The organism is Serratia sp. CY47280, from assembly GCF_052168655.1.
Lineage (GTDB): Bacteria > Pseudomonadota > Gammaproteobacteria > Enterobacterales > Enterobacteriaceae > Serratia > Serratia bockelmannii.
In genome coordinates, this window is sequence record NZ_JBJNMG010000009.1 from 175,102 (window position 1) to 193,869 (window position 18,768).

General features: G+C 60.3%; 15 protein-coding genes and 1 riboswitch. Of the genes, 8 read left to right on the top strand and 7 right to left on the bottom strand.

Annotated features, from left to right (window positions below; genetic code table 11):
- Nucleotides 1-94: 94 nt before the first annotated feature.
- Nucleotides 95-1,627, top strand: coding sequence for an alkaline phosphatase (locus tag ACJ8J4_RS23625; RefSeq protein ID WP_197836032.1), 1,533 nt, complete (start codon nt 95-97; stop codon nt 1,625-1,627).
- Between the two features lie 53 nt (nt 1,628-1,680).
- On the opposite strand, the gene ribB is transcribed toward ACJ8J4_RS23625, so the two are convergent.
- The gene (ribB, locus tag ACJ8J4_RS23630; protein ID WP_004937218.1) at nt 1,681-2,334 is read right to left on the bottom strand and encodes a 3,4-dihydroxy-2-butanone-4-phosphate synthase; all 654 of its coding nucleotides are present in this window, start codon (nt 2,332-2,334) and stop codon (nt 1,681-1,683) included.
- A gap of 109 nt (nt 2,335-2,443) precedes the next feature.
- Nucleotides 2,444-2,604: riboswitch (FMN riboswitch) on the bottom strand.
- A gap of 147 nt (nt 2,605-2,751) precedes the next feature.
- On the opposite strand from ribB, the gene ubiK reads away from it, so the two are divergent.
- Nucleotides 2,752-3,027: a ubiquinone biosynthesis accessory factor UbiK gene (gene ubiK / locus ACJ8J4_RS23635; protein ID WP_025304319.1), complete on the top strand. Its 276-nt coding sequence runs from the start codon at nt 2,752-2,754 to the stop codon at nt 3,025-3,027.
- Between the two features lie 61 nt (nt 3,028-3,088).
- Here the strand turns inward: ubiK and hldE are convergent, their stop codons facing one another.
- From hldE to ACJ8J4_RS23650, 3 genes are all read right to left on the bottom strand, one after another.
- Nucleotides 3,089-4,519, bottom strand: a complete 1,431-nt coding sequence (hldE, locus tag ACJ8J4_RS23640; RefSeq protein ID WP_019453075.1) for a bifunctional D-glycero-beta-D-manno-heptose-7-phosphate kinase/D-glycero-beta-D-manno-heptose 1-phosphate adenylyltransferase HldE — start codon at nt 4,517-4,519, stop codon at nt 3,089-3,091.
- A gap of 77 nt (nt 4,520-4,596) precedes the next feature.
- Nucleotides 4,597-7,434, bottom strand: coding sequence for a bifunctional [glutamate--ammonia ligase]-adenylyl-L-tyrosine phosphorylase/[glutamate--ammonia-ligase] adenylyltransferase (gene glnE / locus ACJ8J4_RS23645; RefSeq protein WP_197836034.1), 2,838 nt, complete (start codon nt 7,432-7,434; stop codon nt 4,597-4,599).
- A 45-nt stretch (nt 7,435-7,479) separates the two neighbouring features.
- On the bottom strand, nt 7,480-8,787 hold the full coding sequence (locus ACJ8J4_RS23650; RefSeq protein ID WP_043142059.1) for a CYTH domain-containing protein: 1,308 nt from the start codon (nt 8,785-8,787) through the stop codon (nt 7,480-7,482).
- Between the two features lie 278 nt (nt 8,788-9,065).
- On the opposite strand from ACJ8J4_RS23650, the gene ACJ8J4_RS23655 reads away from it, so the two are divergent.
- Nucleotides 9,066-9,686, top strand: a complete 621-nt coding sequence (locus tag ACJ8J4_RS23655) for a TIGR04211 family SH3 domain-containing protein (RefSeq protein WP_016930153.1) — start codon at nt 9,066-9,068, stop codon at nt 9,684-9,686.
- A gap of 122 nt (nt 9,687-9,808) precedes the next feature.
- Entirely contained in the window at nt 9,809-11,053 is a 1,245-nt protein-coding gene (locus tag ACJ8J4_RS23660; protein WP_025304322.1) for a multifunctional CCA addition/repair protein, read from the top strand.
- Nucleotides 11,054-11,092: 39 nt separating this feature from the next.
- Here ACJ8J4_RS23660 and bacA read toward each other — a convergent pair whose 3' ends face one another.
- Nucleotides 11,093-11,917, bottom strand: a complete 825-nt coding sequence (gene bacA / locus ACJ8J4_RS23665) for an undecaprenyl-diphosphate phosphatase (protein WP_004937204.1) — start codon at nt 11,915-11,917, stop codon at nt 11,093-11,095.
- Between the two features lie 132 nt (nt 11,918-12,049).
- A complete protein-coding gene (gene folB / locus ACJ8J4_RS23670) occupies nt 12,050-12,409 on the bottom strand; it encodes a bifunctional dihydroneopterin aldolase/7,8-dihydroneopterin epimerase (RefSeq protein ID WP_004937203.1) in 360 nt (119 codons plus the stop codon).
- Nucleotides 12,410-12,516: 107 nt separating this feature from the next.
- On the opposite strand from folB, the gene plsY reads away from it, so the two are divergent.
- On the top strand, nt 12,517-13,161 hold the full coding sequence (plsY, locus tag ACJ8J4_RS23675) for a glycerol-3-phosphate 1-O-acyltransferase PlsY (protein WP_025304323.1): 645 nt from the start codon (nt 12,517-12,519) through the stop codon (nt 13,159-13,161).
- A 30-nt stretch (nt 13,162-13,191) separates the two neighbouring features.
- Here the strand turns inward: plsY and tsaD are convergent, their stop codons facing one another.
- Entirely contained in the window at nt 13,192-14,205 is a 1,014-nt protein-coding gene (gene tsaD / locus ACJ8J4_RS23680) for a tRNA (adenosine(37)-N6)-threonylcarbamoyltransferase complex transferase subunit TsaD (RefSeq protein ID WP_025304324.1), read from the bottom strand.
- A gap of 325 nt (nt 14,206-14,530) precedes the next feature.
- On the opposite strand from tsaD, the gene rpsU reads away from it, so the two are divergent.
- From rpsU to rpoD, 3 genes are all read left to right on the top strand, one after another.
- On the top strand, nt 14,531-14,746 hold the full coding sequence (rpsU, locus tag ACJ8J4_RS23685) for a 30S ribosomal protein S21 (protein WP_001144069.1): 216 nt from the start codon (nt 14,531-14,533) through the stop codon (nt 14,744-14,746).
- 136 nt (nt 14,747-14,882) lie between these two features.
- Entirely contained in the window at nt 14,883-16,631 is a 1,749-nt protein-coding gene (gene dnaG / locus ACJ8J4_RS23690) for a DNA primase (RefSeq protein WP_025304325.1), read from the top strand.
- A 157-nt stretch (nt 16,632-16,788) separates the two neighbouring features.
- Nucleotides 16,789-18,630: an RNA polymerase sigma factor RpoD gene (gene rpoD / locus ACJ8J4_RS23695; protein ID WP_043142056.1), complete on the top strand. Its 1,842-nt coding sequence runs from the start codon at nt 16,789-16,791 to the stop codon at nt 18,628-18,630.
- Nucleotides 18,631-18,768: the final 138 nt, after the last annotated feature.

The following is an 18,768-nucleotide window of genomic DNA, read 5'->3' on the forward strand; positions in this document are numbered from 1 at the left end:
TTTGTTAACGCGATCTATACACTCCTCCTTCAGTCGACAGGGTGTTGGCAGCCCGTCGGCGCTACGGGAATCACGTCTCACCAAGGAGGAATTCATGTTCAGACTCACACTGGCAACCCGCCTGGCGCTTTCCATGACCTTGTTCGCCACGGGGGCAGTCGCCGCCGGCGCGGTGGACAACGCGCCGCTGACGCAGCGCGAAGATCCTTACTTCCTTCAGGCGCAAGCTCAGCTGCAACAGCGACTGAAACAGGCGCCAAACACCAACCGCGCCAAAAACGTCATTCTGGTGGTCGGTGACGGCATGGGATTTTCCACCGTGACCGCCGCCCGCATTTTTGAAGGGCAGCAGCGCGGCGTGGATGGCGAGTCCAACGTGCTGGCCTGGGAAGCCTTCCCCTATTTGGCGGCGGCCAAAACCTATTCCGCCGACGCCCAAATCACCGACTCCGCGCCCAGCGCGGTGGCAATGACCACCGGCGTCAAAACCATCAACGATCTGATGGGCCTCAACCATACGGCCACCCTCAACAATTGCGAGGATCAGCAAACCAAGGCCGTCACCACGCTCTGGGAGATGGCCGCAACGCTCGGCATGGCCACCGGCGCCGTGACAACCGCGACCATTACCCACGCCACGCCGGGCGCCACCTATGCCCATATCGCCAACCGCGACTGGGAGTCTGACGCCAAAATGCCGGCGGACGCCCTGGCCGCAGGCTGCCGCGACATCGCGCGCCAGCTGGTGGAAATGAAATACGGCAACGGCCTGAACGTGGCGATGGGCGGTGGGCGCGCCAACTTCCTGCCCGACAGCGTGAGCGATCCGGAATATCCCGGCAAAACAGGCGCCAGAAAGGATGGCCGCGACCTGACGCAGGCCTGGCTGCAGCGCTACGGCGAGCGTGGGCAATACGTATGGAATCAGGCACAGTTCGATAAAATCGAGCCGGGTAAGGTCGACCACCTGTTAGCCCTGTTCGAGCCATCACACATGAACTTCGAGCACGATCGACGGCAAGACGCGGCGGGAGAACCTTCACTGGCAGAGATGACCGGCAAGGCCATCGATATTCTGGCCAGGAATCCCGAAGGCTATCTGTTGCTGGTAGAAGGCGGGCGCGTCGATCACGGCAGCCATAACGGCAACGCCTACCGCACGCTGAGCGACGCGGTCGCCCTGAACGAGGCGGTGAAAACCATCGTCGGCAAGGTCAACCTGGACGAAACGCTGGTGATCGTGACCGGCGATCACAGCCACACGCTGACCATCGCCGGCTATGCCAAGCGCGGCAATCCTATCCTCGGCATTTCCGTCGGCGTCGACGATAAACCTCGGCTGGGCAGCGACGGCAAGCCCTATACCACCCTCGGTTTCGCCAACGGCCCCGGCGGCGCGATCCCGCTGACCGAGCGCCCGGCATTGACCATGGAGCAAACCACCGCGCCCGACTTTATTCAGCCGGCGCTGGTGCCGCTGAAAAGCGAGACGCACGGCGGGGAAGATCTCGGCATCTACGCCATCGGCCCCTGGGCGCATCTGTTCCAGGGTACGGTTGAGGAGAACTACACCTTCCACGTGATGAATTACGCCAGCCGCATCGGCGAACGCCTGTCAGAGCGGTAGCCACAAAAAAAGCCGCGTTACGCGGCTTTTTTATCGTTGAAAGCGGCCGGCTATCAGCTGGCTTTTTTCTCGTGCGCCTGGCGGTAGGCCACCAGATCTTCGATGGTCAGCACTACCATGTCGTGCTGTTTGGCGAAGGTAATCACTTCCGGCGCATGCGCCATGCTGCCATCGTCGTTGGTCAGTTCACACAGCACGCCGGCAGGTTTGAAACCGGCCATGGAGACCAGATCGATGGTTGCTTCGGTGTGGCCGCGACGGCTCAGCACGCCGCCCGGCTGCGCACGCAGCGGGAACACGTGGCCCGGACGGTTCAGGTCGCTCGGCTTGGCGCTGTCTGCCACCGCCGCGCGGATGGTGGTCAGGCGATCGGAAGCGGAAACCCCGGTGGTCACGCCCTGCGCCGCTTCGATGGTCACGGTGAAGGCGGTCTGGAACTGGCTGGAGTTGTTGGTCACCATCATCGGCAGCTCAAGCTGCTGACGGCGTTCTTCGGTGATGCACAGGCACACGATACCGCTGCCGTGGCGGATGGTCAGCGCCATCTGCTCAACGGTCATGGTTTCCGCGGCGAAGATCATGTCACCTTCGTTTTCACGATTTTCATCATCGAGCACCATTACGCCGCGCCCGTTGCGCAGTGCGTCGATCGCGCGTTCAACGCGTTCTGTCGGCGTGCCGAAGTCTGAAAGTAGCGTCTGATTCATGGTAAAAAACCTCATTAAAAATTATGGATTACCAGAACCAGGGCGATCTTGAGGAGTAGCTAGCAATAGCTAAAAAAATAACGCAAGCGGGCGCATGCCCGGCAGATACCGTTACTCTCTCCCATCCGGACTATAACCGTCGGCCCCGGAATTACACCGGATCTGCTGACCTCTAACCGGCCTTTACAGGCTGGCTGAGCGCTCGCGGGCTTTCACCGTAGAAGGTGATTTACCGCCGGTGGGGACTTTCACCCCGCCCTGAGAATAAGCAAGATGACTATAACGCTAATGGATAGACAGGGCAATTGGCAAAAGCACAATTCGGCCACGCGCGGCGAATGCGCTTAATGGTGTTTATCCGGCGGGCAACTCGCATTACACTAAGCGGCAGCTATTAAACTCTGAAAGGGATACGCCATGATTGACCCGAAAAAAATCGAACAAATCGCACGCCAGGTTCATGAGTCCATGCCTAAAGGCGTTCGTGAATTCGGGGAAGACGTTGAGAAAAAAATCCGTCAGGTCCTGCAATCGCAGTTGACCCGCCTGGATTTGGTTAACCGCGAAGAGTTCGACGTGCAGACTCAGGTGCTGTTGCGCACCCGCGAGAAGCTGGCGCTGTTGGAACAGCGCATGGCCGAGCTGGAAAGCAAACTGAGCACGGCGCCGGCAGCCAAGCAGGAAGACGAATAATTTCCGCCAAGGGCGCGCACCTGTATGAACCGCGCGCCCTTGTTCTTTAGATTACCCGGCGTTAGCCGCGCCCGTCTTTAATCGCTTTGATGATGTTGGTGGTCGACAGGCCGTCTTCAAAGTTCAACACTTTGACATCGCCGCCGTTGGCCCACACTTCCGCACTGCCGGCAATCTCTTCCGGTTTGTAATCGCCGCCTTTCACCAGCAGATCCGGCAGAATGTCGGCGATCAAGCGCTGCGGCGTGTCCTCTTCGAACGGCACCACCCAATCCACCGCTTCCAGCGCGCCCAGTACAATCATGCGGTTCTCCAGCGCGTTGACCGGGCGTGTTTCCCCTTTCAGGCGCTTGGTCGACGCATCGCTGTTCACCGCCACGATCAGGCGATCGCCCAGCTTGCGGGCGTTGGCCAGATAAGAGACGTGGCCGGCATGCAAAATGTCGAAGATGCCGTTGGTCATCACCACTTTTTCGCCGCGCTGACGCGCCTGCGCGACGGCATGCTTCAACTGCGCTTCGGTCATCACGCCAAAACCGGTTTCGGCGCGGCCACGCACCGCGTTTTCCAGCTCGATCGGTGACACGGTGGAGGTACCGAGCTTGCCCACCACCACGCCGGCGGCAGCGTTGGCCAGGAAACAGGACTCTTCCAGCGAGTTACCGGCGGCCAGCGAGGCGGCCAGCACGCCGATCACGGTGTCGCCGGCGCCGGTCACATCAAACACTTCCTGCGCCTGGGTCGGCAAGTGCAGCGGTTCAACGCCCGGCTGCAACAGCGTCATGCCGTGTTCTGAACGGGTAACCAGCAGCGCCGACAGCTCGAAATCCGCCACCAGCTTCATGCCGCGTTCCACCAATTCCGCTTCATCCTTGCAGTGGCCCACCACCGCTTCGAACTCGGACAGGTTCGGCGTCAGCAGCGTCGCGCCGCGATAGCGCTCGAAATCGGACCCTTTCGGATCGATCAGCACCGGCACCTTGGCGGCGCGCGCCAGTTGGATCATGCCCTGCACCTGGCTGAGCGCGCCCTTGGCGTAATCGGACAGCACCAGCGCGCCGATCTGCGGCAGCGCCTGCTGAATACGCTCCAGCATCGGCTGTGGATCAACGTTGGAGAAGCCTTCTTCGAAGTCGAGACGGATCAGTTGCTGGTTGCGGGACAGCACGCGCAGCTTGGTGATGGTCGGATGGGTCGGCACCGAGACGAAGTCGCAGCGCACGTTGACTTCATTCAGCTTGGCGCTCAGCGCCCGCGCCGCATCGTCGATGCCGGTCAGGCCCACCAGGCGGGAAGTGGCGCCCAGCGAAGCGATGTTCATCGCCACGTTAGCCGCGCCGCCGGGACGCTCTTCGATGGTATCGACCTTGACCACCGGCACCGGGGCTTCCGGTGAAATGCGGCTGGTCGGCCCATACCAATAGCGATCCAACATGACGTCACCGACCACCAGCACACCGGCGCGGCGAAAATCAGGCAGCGTAACTTTCATCCGATAACTCCAAAAAAGAACAAAATTTTAGTGGCGCAGATATTACCACAGACCGCCGGAATACCCGCAAAAAGGTATTAATCCAGCCATTTGGCCCAGCTGGCGCGTACCTGTTCGCGCTCGGCGGCAAACAGCCCGCTGCCGACCTTGCCGGAATGCTCCTGCAGCGCCAGGTGGTGGATCTCGTCGCGCATGGTGACATAGGCCTGGGTCAGCGCGCGCGCTTCCTCTTCCGGCATGATGTCGTAATTGGCCATCAGCTCGAAGATGCGCACGTTGTCCGACCAACGCGTCAGGCGCGGTTCACCCGGCGCATAGCGTAAGACCAGATATTGGGCGATAAATTCGATGTCGGTTATGCCGCCCTCATCGGTTTTGATATCAAACAGATCGCGCTGCTTGCTGCCGAGATGGTTGCGCATCTTTTCGCGCATCTCGCGCACTTCGCGCTTCAGGGTCTGCGCATCGCGCGTTTTGCACAGGATCTCGCGCCGGATTGCGTCAAACTGCTGATGCAGCGCCGGATCGCCATGCACGATGCGCGCGCGCACCAGGGCCTGATGCTCCCAGGTCCAGGCTTCGTTTTGCTGGTAGTCGGCGAACGCTTCGACGGTGCTGACCAGCATCCCCGCCGCACCGGAAGGCCGCAGACGCGCGTCAACCTCATACAGAATGCCGGAGGAGGTGCGGGTGCTGAACAGATGCATCACCCGCTGTGCCAGCCGCAGGTAGAACTGACGGCCGTCGATGCAGCGATCGCCGTCGGTCATCACTTCCGGCGGGCAATCCAACAGGAACACCAGATCGAGGTCGGAACTGTACCCCAGCTCCCAACCGCCCAGCTTGCCGTAGCCGATCACCGCAAAGCCGCGCCCTTCGCGTTCCTGCAGATGGGTCGGCTGGCCGTAACGCGCCACCATGTCGCTCCAGGCCTGTTGCACCACCGCGTCGATGATCGCCTCCGCCAAATAAGTCAGATGGTCGCTCACTTTCATCACCGGCAGCGCGCCGGCGATATCCGCCGCGGCGATGCGCAGCTGCTGCGCCTGTTTGAACTGGCGCAGCGCCTCCAGCTTTTGCTCTTCGTCGTCTTCCGGCACCCGCAGCAGATACTGGCGCAGCTCGCTGCGGTAGGCGTCCAGCGCCACCGGCTGATACAGCGTGGCCGGATCCAGCAGTTCGTCCAGCAACAGCGGGTAACGCGACAGCTGGTTGGCGACCATCGGCGACGCGGCGCACAGGCGGATCAGATGGCTGAGCGCCGCGTGGTACTCCACCAACAATTCGAGGTAGGTGGTGCGGGTGACGATGCTGAGCAGCAGCTGCGCCAGCCGCACCAGCGCGGTCGGCGCGTCCTGGCGCGGGCACACCTCCGCCAGCAGGCGCGGCATCAGTTGATCGAGCACGTCGCGGCCGCGCGGGCCAATGGTGCGCTTGTCGACGTCGTGGCGGAAATCGGCGATGGTGCGCAGCATCTGTCGACGGCCTTCTTCATCGAGGTGTGGCGTCAGCGGCGCCAGCTCGTTCTCCTCCAGCGCGTCCTGCCACAGGCTGTGGTAGTGCTGGTAATCGGGATCTTCGCCGACATCCGGGCTATCGTCGCCGATCAGGTCGTCGAACACCGCGCGCACCGCCTGCATGTGCGCGTCCAGCGCCGCCATCAGCGCCGGCCAATCCGCCAATCCCATACCGTAGGCCAACCGCGCCTGATCGAGTACCTCCTGCGGCAGCGTCTGGGTTTGCTGATCGCCGATCGCCTGCAGCAAGTTCTCCAACCGCCGCAGGAACAGGTAGGCGGCGCTCAGCGCCCGTACCTGCTCGGCCTCCAGCAGCCCCAGCTCACCCACCGCCTGCAGCGTCGGCAGCAGCGAACGCCCCTGCAGCGCCGGCTCGCGGCCGCCGCGGATCAGCTGGAATACCTGGGTAATGAATTCGATTTCGCGAATGCCGCCGGCGCCCAGCTTGATGTTGTCCTTCAGGCCGCGACGCCGTACTTCACGGGCGATCATGCCCTTCATGTTGCGCAGCGACTGGATGACGCTGAAATCGATATAGCGGCGGAACACGAACGGCCGCAGGGTTTTGCGCAGCTCCTGGCTGTAGGCGTCTTCCGCCCCGCCCATCAGGCGCGCCTTCACCATCGCATAGCGCTCCCAGTCGCGCCCCTGCTCCTGATAATAATCTTCCAGCGCCGCGAAGCTCATCACCAACGGGCCGCTGTCGCCGAACGGCCGCAGCCGCATGTCGACGCGATAGACGAAGCCGTCGATGGTCTGTTGATCCAGCGCCTTGATCAGCCGCTGGCCGAGGCGGGTGAAGAACTGGGCATTGTCCAACTCGCGCCTTCCGCCCTGGGTCTGGCCGTTTTCCGGGTAGGCGAAGATCAGATCGATATCCGACGAGAAATTCAGCTCGCCGCCGCCCAGCTTGCCCATGCCGAGGATCAGCAGCGGCTGCGGTTCGCCGGCGGCATTGCACGGCGTGCCCCACTCGCGGCAGCAGGTTTGGTACAGCCAGTCGCGGGCGCTGACGATCAGCGTCTCCGCCAGCCCGCTCAGCTGCAGCAGCGTTTCTTCGGTCGAACACAGCCCCTGCGCCTGCGCCCAGGCGATACGCACCAGCGTCTCGCGGCGAAACAGGCGCAGCGTGCGCATCAACTGCGCTTCGTCACGCACCTCTTCCAGCTCGTCCTGCAGCCAGGCGGCATAGTGTTGCCACTCGCCGGGCGCCGGCGGCTGCTCGCGCAGCGTCGCGAGCCAGGCCGGCTGGGCGAGCAGCGCGTCGCTGACGAAGTCGCTCGACGCCAGCACCCACTGCTCCTGCTCGCTAAAGGCGCTGTCCGCGCCGTGAACTTCCTGAAAACGCTGCACAACCTGCTGTGCCTGAGCCTGTAACGCGGCTGAAAGTGGCGACATAGTGTATGACCCGTTCTGCGGCCCACGGCTGGCGGGCCGACTGGATTAACGAAGCGCGCCGTTTAACCAGAATGGCGCATGCGATAAGGCCTGTTTGCGGCTGGCTTCATACCAGCCCTGGCGGCGCTCGCTCAGCGCCGCCTGCAACTCGCGCCAGGCGTCGATATAAGGCCCGGTCTGCTCGTCGGGGTAAGCGCCCGACAGCAGGATCAGCGCCGAAATCTGACGCGTCAGGCGCGGCAATTGTTCCTGATATTCATCTTCGTTCAGGGTACGGCTGAAGGCTTCTTTCAGCTCCGCGCCGCTGCGCCCCAGCATGATGTCGCTAAAGCGTTTGAAAGAACCGTCCAGCTTGGTCTGCCCTTTGGCATCGATAAACGGCCTCCAGGCGCCGCTCACCAGCCATGATGTGAGCGCCAACTTACATTGCAGGTAAGCTGTGCTGTAGCACAGGGTCTCTGGTTGCGCGGCTTTATCCGCCAACAATGGTTCGAGTTCGCTCAGACGGGCGCGCAGATCGGCGCTGGCCTTGCGCGGCACCAGGCCGCCGAAGATCACCAGCGCCTGGCGGATCGTGCCGACCGCTTCGATGACCGCCCCGCGCGCCTGCGCGTCGCCTCGCAGCCACAGCTCTTCATGGTACTGCCAGTGGTTCAGCGCCAGTTCGAAGGCGGCGATCATCCCCTGCTCCACGGTCGCCTTCGCCGCCGGCTTCAGCACCTGCAGCGAGCGCACCTCGCGCGGCGGATTGCCCTGCGCCAGGTGGTAACCACGCGCCGCCTTGCTCAGGCTGCCCTGACGCAGCCCATCGTGCGCCGCCAGCTCACCGGCCAATGCCAGCAGATCGGCGGTGTTGCCTTTCAGCAACTCCAGTTCTATCTCGCTCAGGGCTTCGCTGAGATCACCGGCGCGCACCTCACCCTGATCCAGGCCAATCTCTATCTCACTTTGGCCGTAAGTAACCACCCACTTCTCACGCACAAAATCGGTACGGAACAGCGGTTGCAACGCCTGCTGCAGCGCCGCGATATCGCAATCCTGCGGCCAGATGTCGGCAGGAAACTGCGCCAGCGCCAGCTGCGGTTCGGCGATGGCGACATTGTATTCCGGGCGCTGGTGCAGGCCGGCCACCACTTTACCGGCGGTTTTGATGGTCATCTCATAGCGATCGTCGAAACCGCGAATGCGCAGCCCCATGTCGTGACGGCGCAGGAAGTTGTCGGCCGTTTCGAAGTAAATGTTGGTCAGCTTTTGCGGCGCGGAATGCTGATGCGGCCAGGCGGCGAGCCAGTGTGGCAGAGCGGCCACCGCTTGCGGCGCGGCGATGAATTTCAGTTCAATTTCAACGGTCATAATTCTTTAACACCAATAAGTTACGCATTCGCGTCGGTTTCAGCGCGGCGCGCTCGGCCTGCCGTATGCTGCCCACTGACGCACAGTTGCCGTTATCTTACCGCGATTCCCGGCGCCTTAACCCTGCTAACTGTAGAAAAAACCTGTTACGTTATAAAACGCTGCGCAACTCACAGAATCAGCCACAGTAAGATAGTTCTCATTCCGGTTTTGGCGTTGCGTCGTCAGACTGAACCCTCTACTATCGTTCCATAAATTCACCCAGAAACGATGAACTAATGCAGAAATTACGCCTGATTTTCCTTGCCGCGCTGAGCTTCAGCATCACTTGGGCCGCACATGCCGAAGATAAACGCTATATCTCCGATGAGTTAAGCACTTACGTCCATAGCGGCCCAGGTAATCAGTACCGTATTGTCGGCACTCTGAACGCCGGTGAAGAAGTGACCCTGCTGAGCGTCAACGACAGCACCAATTACGGCCAGATCCGCGATCCCAAAGGCCGCACCACCTGGATCCCGCTCGATCAGCTCAGCCAGACGCCAAGCCTGCGCACCCGCGTGCCCGAGCTGGAACAGCAGGTGAAAACCCTGACCGACAAACTGGCCAACATCGATAACACCTGGAACCAGCGCACCTCGGAAATGCAGGAGAAAGTCGCGGGCAGCGACAGCACCATCAGCAGCCTGCAGAAGGAAAACCAGGATCTGAAAAACCAGCTGGTGGTCGCGCAGAAGAAGGTCAACGCCGTTAACCTGCAGCTCGACGACAAGCAGCGCACCATTATCCTGCAGTGGTTCATGTACGGCGGCGGCGTTGCTGGCGTCGGTTTGCTGTTGGGCCTGCTGTTGCCGCACCTGATCCCGCGCCGCAAGAACAACAATCGCTGGATGAACTGATCTCAGTATCGTTCAGTTTGAGTATGGGCGCCTGCGGGCGCCCTTTTCATTGGTGCCGACATCCCGCGGGCAATTCATGTAATCTGATAGACAGAGCCTTACACGATATTCAGGAGTCAACAGTGCAGATTTATCTGGTCGGCGGCGCCGTTCGCGACAGCCTGCTCAATATTCCGGTGGTCGATCATGATTGGGTGGTAGTGGGCGCCACGCCGGCAGAGCTGCTGGCATTGGGTTACCAACAGGTCGGCAAAGATTTCCCGGTGTTCCTCAACCCCGATTCTCATGAGGAATACGCGCTGGCGCGCACCGAGCGCAAATCCGGCCAAGGGTACACCGGTTTTACCTGCTATGCCGCGCCGGACGTCACGCTGGAGGAAGATCTGCTGCGGCGCGATCTGACCATCAACGCCATCGCCCGTTCCGCCGAAGGGGAGCTGATTGACCCTTACGGCGGCGTGGCCGATCTGCAGGCGCGCGTGCTGCGCCACGTTTCCGACGCGTTCGGCGAAGATCCGCTGCGAGTACTGCGCGTGGCGCGTTTCAATGCCCGCTTCGCCCACCTGGGTTTTCGCATCGCCGACGAAACGCTGGCCCTGATGCGCCAAATGGCGCACGGCGGTGAACTGGCTGCGCTGACCGCCGAACGCGTCTGGAAGGAAACCGAAAAGGCGCTGCAAAGCCAGAGCCCGCAGGTCTATTTTCAGGTGCTGCGCGATTGCGATGCGCTGGCGGTGCTGTTCCCGGAAATCGACGCGCTGTTCGGCGTGCCGGCCCCCGCCAAGTGGCACCCGGAGATCGACACCGGCGTGCACACGCTGATGGCGCTGGCGATTGCCGCCCGCCTCACGCCGGAGGTGGACGTGCGCTTCGCCACCCTGTGCCATGACCTCGGCAAAGGGTTGACGCCAAAAGAGTTCTGGCCGCATCACCACGGCCACGGCCCGGCGGGCGTACGGCTGGTCGAGGCGCTGTGCCAGCGGCTGCGGGTGCCTAACCCGGTGCGCGATCTGAGCAAGCTGGTGGCCGAGTACCATGATCTGATCCACACCGTGAACAAGCTGCGGCCGGAGACCCTATTGAAGCTGTTCGACGCCATCGACGTCTGGCGCAAGCCCCAGAGGCTGGAGCAGATGATCCTGACCAGCGAAGCGGACGCGCGCGGACGCACCGGCTTTGAGAAGAATCCCTATCCGCAGGGCGACTATCTGCGCCAGGCGTATCAGGTGGCGAACGCGGTATCGATTAAAGAGGTGGTAGCCAGCGGGCTGCAGGGCACCGCGATCCGCGACGAGCTCAAACGCCGCCGCCAGCAGGCGCTGGCCGAGTGGAAGCTCTCCCAAACGATTATCAACGATCAGGCATAAAAAAACCCCGCAGAGCGGGGTTTTTTCTTGGTATCGGGCTTACAGGAACACCATGTAAACCACGGCCGCCACGATAAAGCGGTAGATGGCGAACGGCACGAACGAGATGCGTTTGATCAGCGACAGGAAGGTCTTGATCGCAATCAGCGCCACCACGAAGGCAGTAACGAAGCCGACGGCGAACATCGGCAGATCGCCCCAGGTCAGGAAGTGCAGGCTCTTGTACAGATCCAGGCCGCTGGCGCCAATCATCATCGGCACCGCCAAAATGAAGGAGAACTCGGACGCCGCATAGCGGTTCACGCCAACCAGCATACCGCCGGCGATAGTGGAACCCGAACGGGAGAAGCCCGGCCACAGCGCCAGGCACTGGAAGCAGCCGATCATGAACGCCTGGCGGTAGGTGATGTCATCCAGCCCTTCCGCGCTCGGTTTCTTCGGCTTCAGCCATTCCGCCGCCAGCAGCAGCAGACCGCCGACCACCAACGCATACATCACGTTTTTCGGCGCGAACAGCGACTTGATGAAATCATGGAAGGCCAGGCCCAGCACCACCGCCGGGATCATCGCCAGCAGGATGTGCCCCAGCTTCAGCTGACCGCTGGTTTTGCCCTCGTGCTCCACCGGCTTGCCGCCGAAATGGATGCCGATCAGGCCGAACAACCTGCGCCAGAACATCACGACGACGGCCAGGATCGACCCCAGCTGGATGATGACTTCAAAGGTTTTGGCTTTGTCGCCGGTAAAGCCCAGCCACTCGCCAACGATAATCATATGCCCGGTGGAAGACACCGGCAGAAATTCGGTTAACCCCTCGACAACCCCAAGAACAAACGCAATAAACAGTGAATGCATGTCAGCCATGTGCTTCGCTCACCCTATAAAATAACGGCTATCACATAAAAAAGCGGCAGTGCTTAAAGACAATGCCGCTAAAACAATTCTCAGGATTAAGACCAGCTTAACGGTCTTTCGTTGCAAGCAGATGACATAAAATCATGCGGGACGAGTGCCGCGCTCAATGATCACGCCGACCCGATTGGCATGTGCTACAGCGCCCGGTTTGCTGACCTTAATACGGACCCACGGGGAATTGAAGCGCTGAAGCAAAATTTCAGATATTTCCTCCGCCACGCGTTCCACCAGGGCGAAGCGGTTCGACTCCACGTGTTGGATCACGGCATCGCTGACGTCGGCATAGCTCAGACAGTCAGTTACGTCGTCGCTGGCGGCGGCCGGCCGGTTATCCCAGCCCATTTCGATATCGAACACCAGCTTCTGACGAATGCCCTGTTCCCACTCATAAACGCCAATGGTGGTAATTACGGTAAGCTCTTCAATAAATACGATATCCATCACGTCATTCTCTGTTTTTGGCCTTGCCGGATACCACTTCCAGCGGAATGTGCGTATTATCCATAGATGTTGCGAGTAAAACGACCATTATTAAACGGAACCGCGTTATGAGTGCTACCGCGCTTGGCATGATTATCTTCGCGTATCTGTGCGGCTCGATTTCGAGCGCGATCCTGGTTTGCCGGATCGCCAGGCTGCCGGACCCGCGTGAGCATGGCTCAGGAAATCCCGGGGCGACCAACGTCCTGCGCATCGGCGGCCGGCTGGCGGCAGCGGCGGTGCTGGTGTTCGATATTCTGAAAGGGATGTTGCCGGTCTGGCTGGCCTACAAACTCGATGTACCGCCGCTGTACCTCGGCCTGACGGCGATCGCCGCCTGTCTGGGGCACATCTATCCGGTGTTCTTCCACTTCCGCGGCGGTAAAGGCGTGGCGACGGCGTTTGGCGCCATCGCGCCTATCGGCTGGGATCTGACCGGCCTGATGACCGGCACCTGGCTGTTGACGGTGCTGCTCAGCGGCTACTCTTCGCTCGGCGCCATCGTCAGCGCGCTGATCGCCCCGTTCTACGTCTGGTGGTTCAAACCGCAGTTCACCTTCCCGGTAGCGATGCTCTCCTGCCTGATCCTGATGCGGCATCACGACAATATCCAGCGCCTGTGGCGCGGCCAGGAAGGCAAGATTTGGGGCAAGTTCCGCAAGAAGAAAAACGACGCGGATGAGGATAACGGCGACCAGCCGAAAGACGAATAACAGAAGGGCCGGATTATCCGGCCCTTTGCTTTATACCGCAGGCAGTTCCGCCAGCGGCCAGCGCGGCCGCACCGACACGCTCAGCTCCGGGTTGGCGCCGCTCTTCAGCCGCACCATGCCGGCATAGGCGATCATCGCGCCGTTGTCGGTGCAAAATTCCGGGCGGGCATAGAACACTTCCCCGCCGCGTTTCTGCATCATCTCCGCCAGCTTGGCACGCAATGTGCGGTTGGCGCTCACGCCGCCGGCCATCACCAGGCGTTTGAAGCCGGTTTGCTCGAGGGCACGTTTGCATTTGATCGCCAGCGTATCCACCACCGCATCCTCGAAGGCGCGGGCGATGTCGGCACGCGTCTGATCGTCGTTGCCGTTGGAGCGAATGGTGTTGGCGGCGAAGGTTTTCAGCCCGGAGAAGCTGAAGTCCAGCCCCGGACGATCGGTCATCGGCCGCGGGAAGGTGAAACGCCCCGCCGTGCCCTGCTGCGCCATCTTCGACAGCATCGGCCCGCCGGGATAATCCAGGCCGAGCAGCTTGGCGGTTTTGTCGAACGCTTCGCCGGCGGCATCGTCGATCGACTCGCCCAGCAGTGCATACTCACCGATGCCGGTGACGCTGATCAACTGAGTGTGGCCACCGGAGACCAGCAGCGCGACGAACGGGAACGCCGGCGGGTTATCTTCCAGCATCGGCGCCAGCAGGTGGCCTTCCATATGGTGTACCGGCACCGCCGGCACGTTCCAGGCGAACGCCAGCGCACGCCCGACGGTAGCGCCGACCAGCAGCGCGCCTACCAGGCCCGGCCCGGCGGTATAAGCCACGCCGTCGATATCGGCCGGAGTCAGGTTGGCCTCTTTCAGCGCCGCCTGAATCAGCGGCACGGTTTTGCGCACGTGATCGCGGGAGGCCAGTTCCGGCACCACGCCGCCGTAGTCGGCGTGCAGCTTCACCTGGCTGTATAATTGGTTGGCCAACAAACCGGTTTGATCGTCATACACTGCAATTCCGGTTTCATCGCAGGACGTTTCTATACCCAGTACTCGCATTACATTTCCCATCATTCACGTGCGGCCGCCAGTCTACCACATTCCGCCGCATTTACCGCCGATGCGGCGCATCTTGTCACCGGCTTGCGCCTATGTCGATGATTCATCCAGAAAATGCCCGAGCGATTAAATACGAGCATTTTTTTCTGATTAGTCTATAATCAGCGCCCGGTGCAAAATTGCGCACGTTGCGGCAGAGCGACGCGGGTTTCAATTTGCTGTGATGCTTTACAAAGCAGCATCCATTGGAGTAAAATTCCGCACCATTTTGAAAAGGCTGGCGCTTGGCCAGCAGCAAACCGAATTTTATTGAGGTGAGAGGCACATGCCGGTAATTAAAGTACGTGAAAACGAGCCATTTGACGTTGCTCTGCGTCGTTTCAAACGCTCTTGCGAAAAAGCGGGTGTTTTAGCTGAAGTTCGTCGTCGTGAGTTTTATGAAAAACCAACTACCGAACGTAAACGCGCTAAAGCTTCTGCTGTGAAACGTCACGCGAAGAAACTGGCTCGCGAAAACGCACGCCGCACTCGTCTGTATTAATTCTTCGGGGGCAACCCCACCGCGTGAATTTCTGATTTTCAAAATCGCGCAGACCGAGTAGTTGCATACGAAGGCCGTGCTTTCCGAAAGGAATGCGCGGCTTGTTCTCGTTTATAGGCTAATGAAGTAAGGGCTTATGGCTGGACGAATTCCGCGCGTATTTATCAATGACTTGCTGGCTCGCACCGACATCGTCGATTTGATCGACGCCCGCGTGAAGCTCAAGAAGCAAGGCAAGAACTACCACGCGTGCTGTCCGTTCCACCACGAAAAGACGCCTTCCTTTACCGTTAATGGCGAAAAGCAGTTTTATCACTGTTTTGGGTGTGGTGCGCACGGCAACGCCGTCGACTTTTTGATGAATTACGACCGACTCGAGTTTGTCGAAACCATCGAAGAGCTGGCGACCATGCACGGGCTGGAAGTGCCTTACGAAGCGGGCACCGGGCCGACCCAGATCGAACGCCATCAGCGCCAGAGCCTGTACCAACTGATGGAGCAGCTCAGCGCGTTCTATCAACAGTCACTGCAGCAGTCCTCCGGGGCACCGGCGCGCAGCTATTTGCAGCAGCGCGGATTAAGTGACGACGTTATTCGCCATTTCGCCATCGGCTTCGCGCCGGCGGGATGGGACAACGCCCTGAAGCGTTTCGGCCGCGATGCCGACTCGCGCCGCGCATTGAACGATGCCGGCATGCTGGTGACTAACGATCAGGGGCGTTCGTACGACCGCTTCCGCGAACGGGTGATGTTCCCCATCCGCGACAAGCGCGGGCGCGTGATCGCCTTCGGCGGCCGCGTGCTGGGCGACGGTATGCCGAAGTACCTGAACTCGCCGGAAACCGAAGTTTTCCATAAGGGCCGCCAGCTGTACGGCCTGTATGAAGCACAGCAGAACCACCCTACCCTCCAGCGACTGCTGGTGGTGGAAGGGTATATGGACGTGGTGGCGTTGGCGCAATTCGGCATCGATTATGCCGTCGCCTCGCTCGGGACCTCGACGACGGCTGAACACATTCAGCTGCTGTTCCGCGCTACCGACAACGTCGTTTGCTGCTACGACGGCGACCGCGCCGGCCGCGAAGCGGCCTGGCGGGCGCTGGAAACCGCGCTGCCGTACCTGAACGATGGGCGCCAGCTGCGGTTCATGTTTTTGCCCGACGGTGAAGACCCGGATACCCTGGTGCGCAAAGAAGGCAAAGAAGCCTTCGAACAGCGAATGGAGCAGGCGCAGCCGCTGTCCACGTTCCTGTTCGAAAGCCTGCTGCCGCAGGTGGATTTGAGCAGCCCGGACGGGCGCGCCAAGCTGAGCACGCTGGCGCTGCCGCTGATTACTCAGGTGCCGGGCGAAACGTTGCGCTTGTACCTGCGTCAGGAGCTCGGCAACAAGCTGGGGCTGCTGGACGACAGCCAGCTCGACAAGCTGATGCCCAAGCAGGCGGAAAATGCGAATCCTTATCAGGCGCCCCAGCTAAAACGCACAACCATGCGTATACTGATAGGGTTACTGGTGCAAAATCCGCAGTTGGCTACACTTATCCCTTCGCTTGAAGGGTTGGAGCAGACCAAACAGGCGGGATTGCCGCTGTTCGTCGAACTGGTGCAGACCTGTTTGGCGCAGCCGGGCCTGACGACCGGGCAATTGCTGGAGCTGTATCGCGACAACAAATTCAGCCAGCAGCTTGAAACCTTGGCGACATGGAACCATATGATCGTTGAGGACATGGTCGAACAGACCTTTTTGGATACGTTGGCCAGCCTGTACGACTCGGTGCTCGAGCAACGGCTGGAAACGCTGATCGCCCAGGCCAGAACGCGCGGCCTGAGCCCGGAGGAACGTGAGGAAGTCCGTTCTCTCAACCAGGTTTTAGCGAAGAAAAACTGAATACCAAACGGCTTAAGTGCCGATAATTGCGAGGGCAGAGCCCTGCACAGTGCCGCCATAGTGGGCCGCGGCGATAACGAAAACGCCCCAAATGCTATTGTTGGCGGTTTCGCCGACCGACACCAACCTAAATACTCTGAAGTGTGGATACCGTCTTATGGAGCAAAACCCGCAGTCACAGCTGAAGCTACTTGTCACCCGTGGTAAGGAGCAAGGCTATCTGACCTATGCTGAGGTCAATGACCATCTGCCGGAAGATATCGTCGACTCCGATCAGATCGAAGACATCATCCAGATGATTAACGACATGGGCATCCAGGTGATGGAAGAAGCACCGGACGCCGATGACCTGCTGCTCGCCGAAAACTCGAACAGCACGGACGAAGATGCGGAAGAAGCCGCCGCACAGGTTCTGTCCAGCGTGGAATCCGAAATCGGCCGCACCACCGACCCGGTGCGCATGTACATGCGCGAAATGGGTACCGTCGAACTGCTGACGCGCGAAGGCGAAATCGACATCGCCAAGCGCATCGAAGACGGCATCAACCAGGTGCAGTGCTCGGTTGCCGAATACCCGGAAGCCATCACCTACCTGCTTGAGCAGTACGATCGCGTCGAAGCGGGCGAAGCGCGCCTGTCCGATCTGATCACCGGCTTCGTCGATCCTAACGCGGAAGAGGACATCGCCCCAACCGCGACCCACATCGGTTCTGAACTGTCGAGCGAAGAGCAAGACGACGACGAAGAAGATGAGGACGCCGAAGACGACGACACCGAAGACGACAACAGCATCGATCCGGAGCTGGCGCGTCAGAAGTTCGCCGAGCTGCGCGATCAGTATGAAGCGACACGTCTGGTGATCAAGAAGAACGGCCGCAGCCACGCCAGCGCAGCGGACGAGATCCTGAAGCTGTCTGAAGTGTTCAAGCAGTTCCGCCTGGTGCCGAAACAGTTCGACTTCCTGGTCAACAGCATGCGCACTATGATGGACCGCGTTCGCACCCAGGAACGCATCATCATGAAGCTGTGCGTTGAACAGTGCAAAATGCCGAAGAAAAACTTCGTCACCCTGTTCGCCGGCAACGAAACCAGCGATTCCTGGTTCGAAGCCGCAGTGGCGATGGCCAAGCCATGGTCGGAAAAGCTGAAAGACGTTGCCGAAGACGTGCAGCGCAGCCTGCAGAAACTGCGTCAGATCGAAGAAGAAACCGGCCTGACCATCGAGCAGGTCAAAGACATCAACCGTCGCATGTCGATCGGTGAAGCGAAAGCCCGCCGCGCGAAGAAAGAGATGGTTGAGGCCAACCTGCGTCTGGTTATTTCCATCGCCAAGAAATACACCAACCGCGGCCTGCAGTTCCTGGATCTGATCCAGGAAGGCAACATCGGCCTGATGAAAGCGGTAGACAAGTTCGAATATCGCCGCGGCTACAAGTTCTCGACGTACGCCACCTGGTGGATCCGCCAGGCTATCACCCGCTCCATCGCCGATCAGGCGCGCACCATCCGTATTCCGGTGCATATGATTGAGACCATCAACAAGCTCAACCGTATTTCGCGCCAGATGCTGCAAGAGATGGGCCGCGAGCCGACGCCGGAAGAGCTGGCCGAGCGCATGCTGATGCCGGAAGACAAGATCCGCAAGGTGCTGAAGATCGCCAAAGAGCCAATCTCGATGGAAACGCCGATCGGCGACGACGAAGATTCGCATCTGGGCGACTTCATCGAGGATACCACCCTCGAGCTGCCGCTGGATTCCGCGACCTCAGAGAGCCTGCGTTCCGCTACCCACGATGTGCTGGCCGGCCTGACCGCGCGCGAAGCGAAAGTGCTGCGCATGCGTTTCGGTATCGACATGAACACCGACCACACGCTGGAAGAGGTAGGCAAGCAGTTTGACGTTACCCGTGAGCGTATTCGTCAGATCGAAGCCAAGGCGCTGCGCAAGCTGCGTCACCCGAGCCGTTCCGAAGTGCTGCGCAGCTTCCTGGACGACTAAGTCCGGCTGCCGTACCAAAAGTAAAAGACCACCTCCTGAGGAGGTGGCTTTACATGACGCCCCCTAAAAGGGGGCAATTTTCGAGTTAATCCTGCAACAACTCCATCTGCTGTTCGATCTCTTGGTCCTTCTTATCCT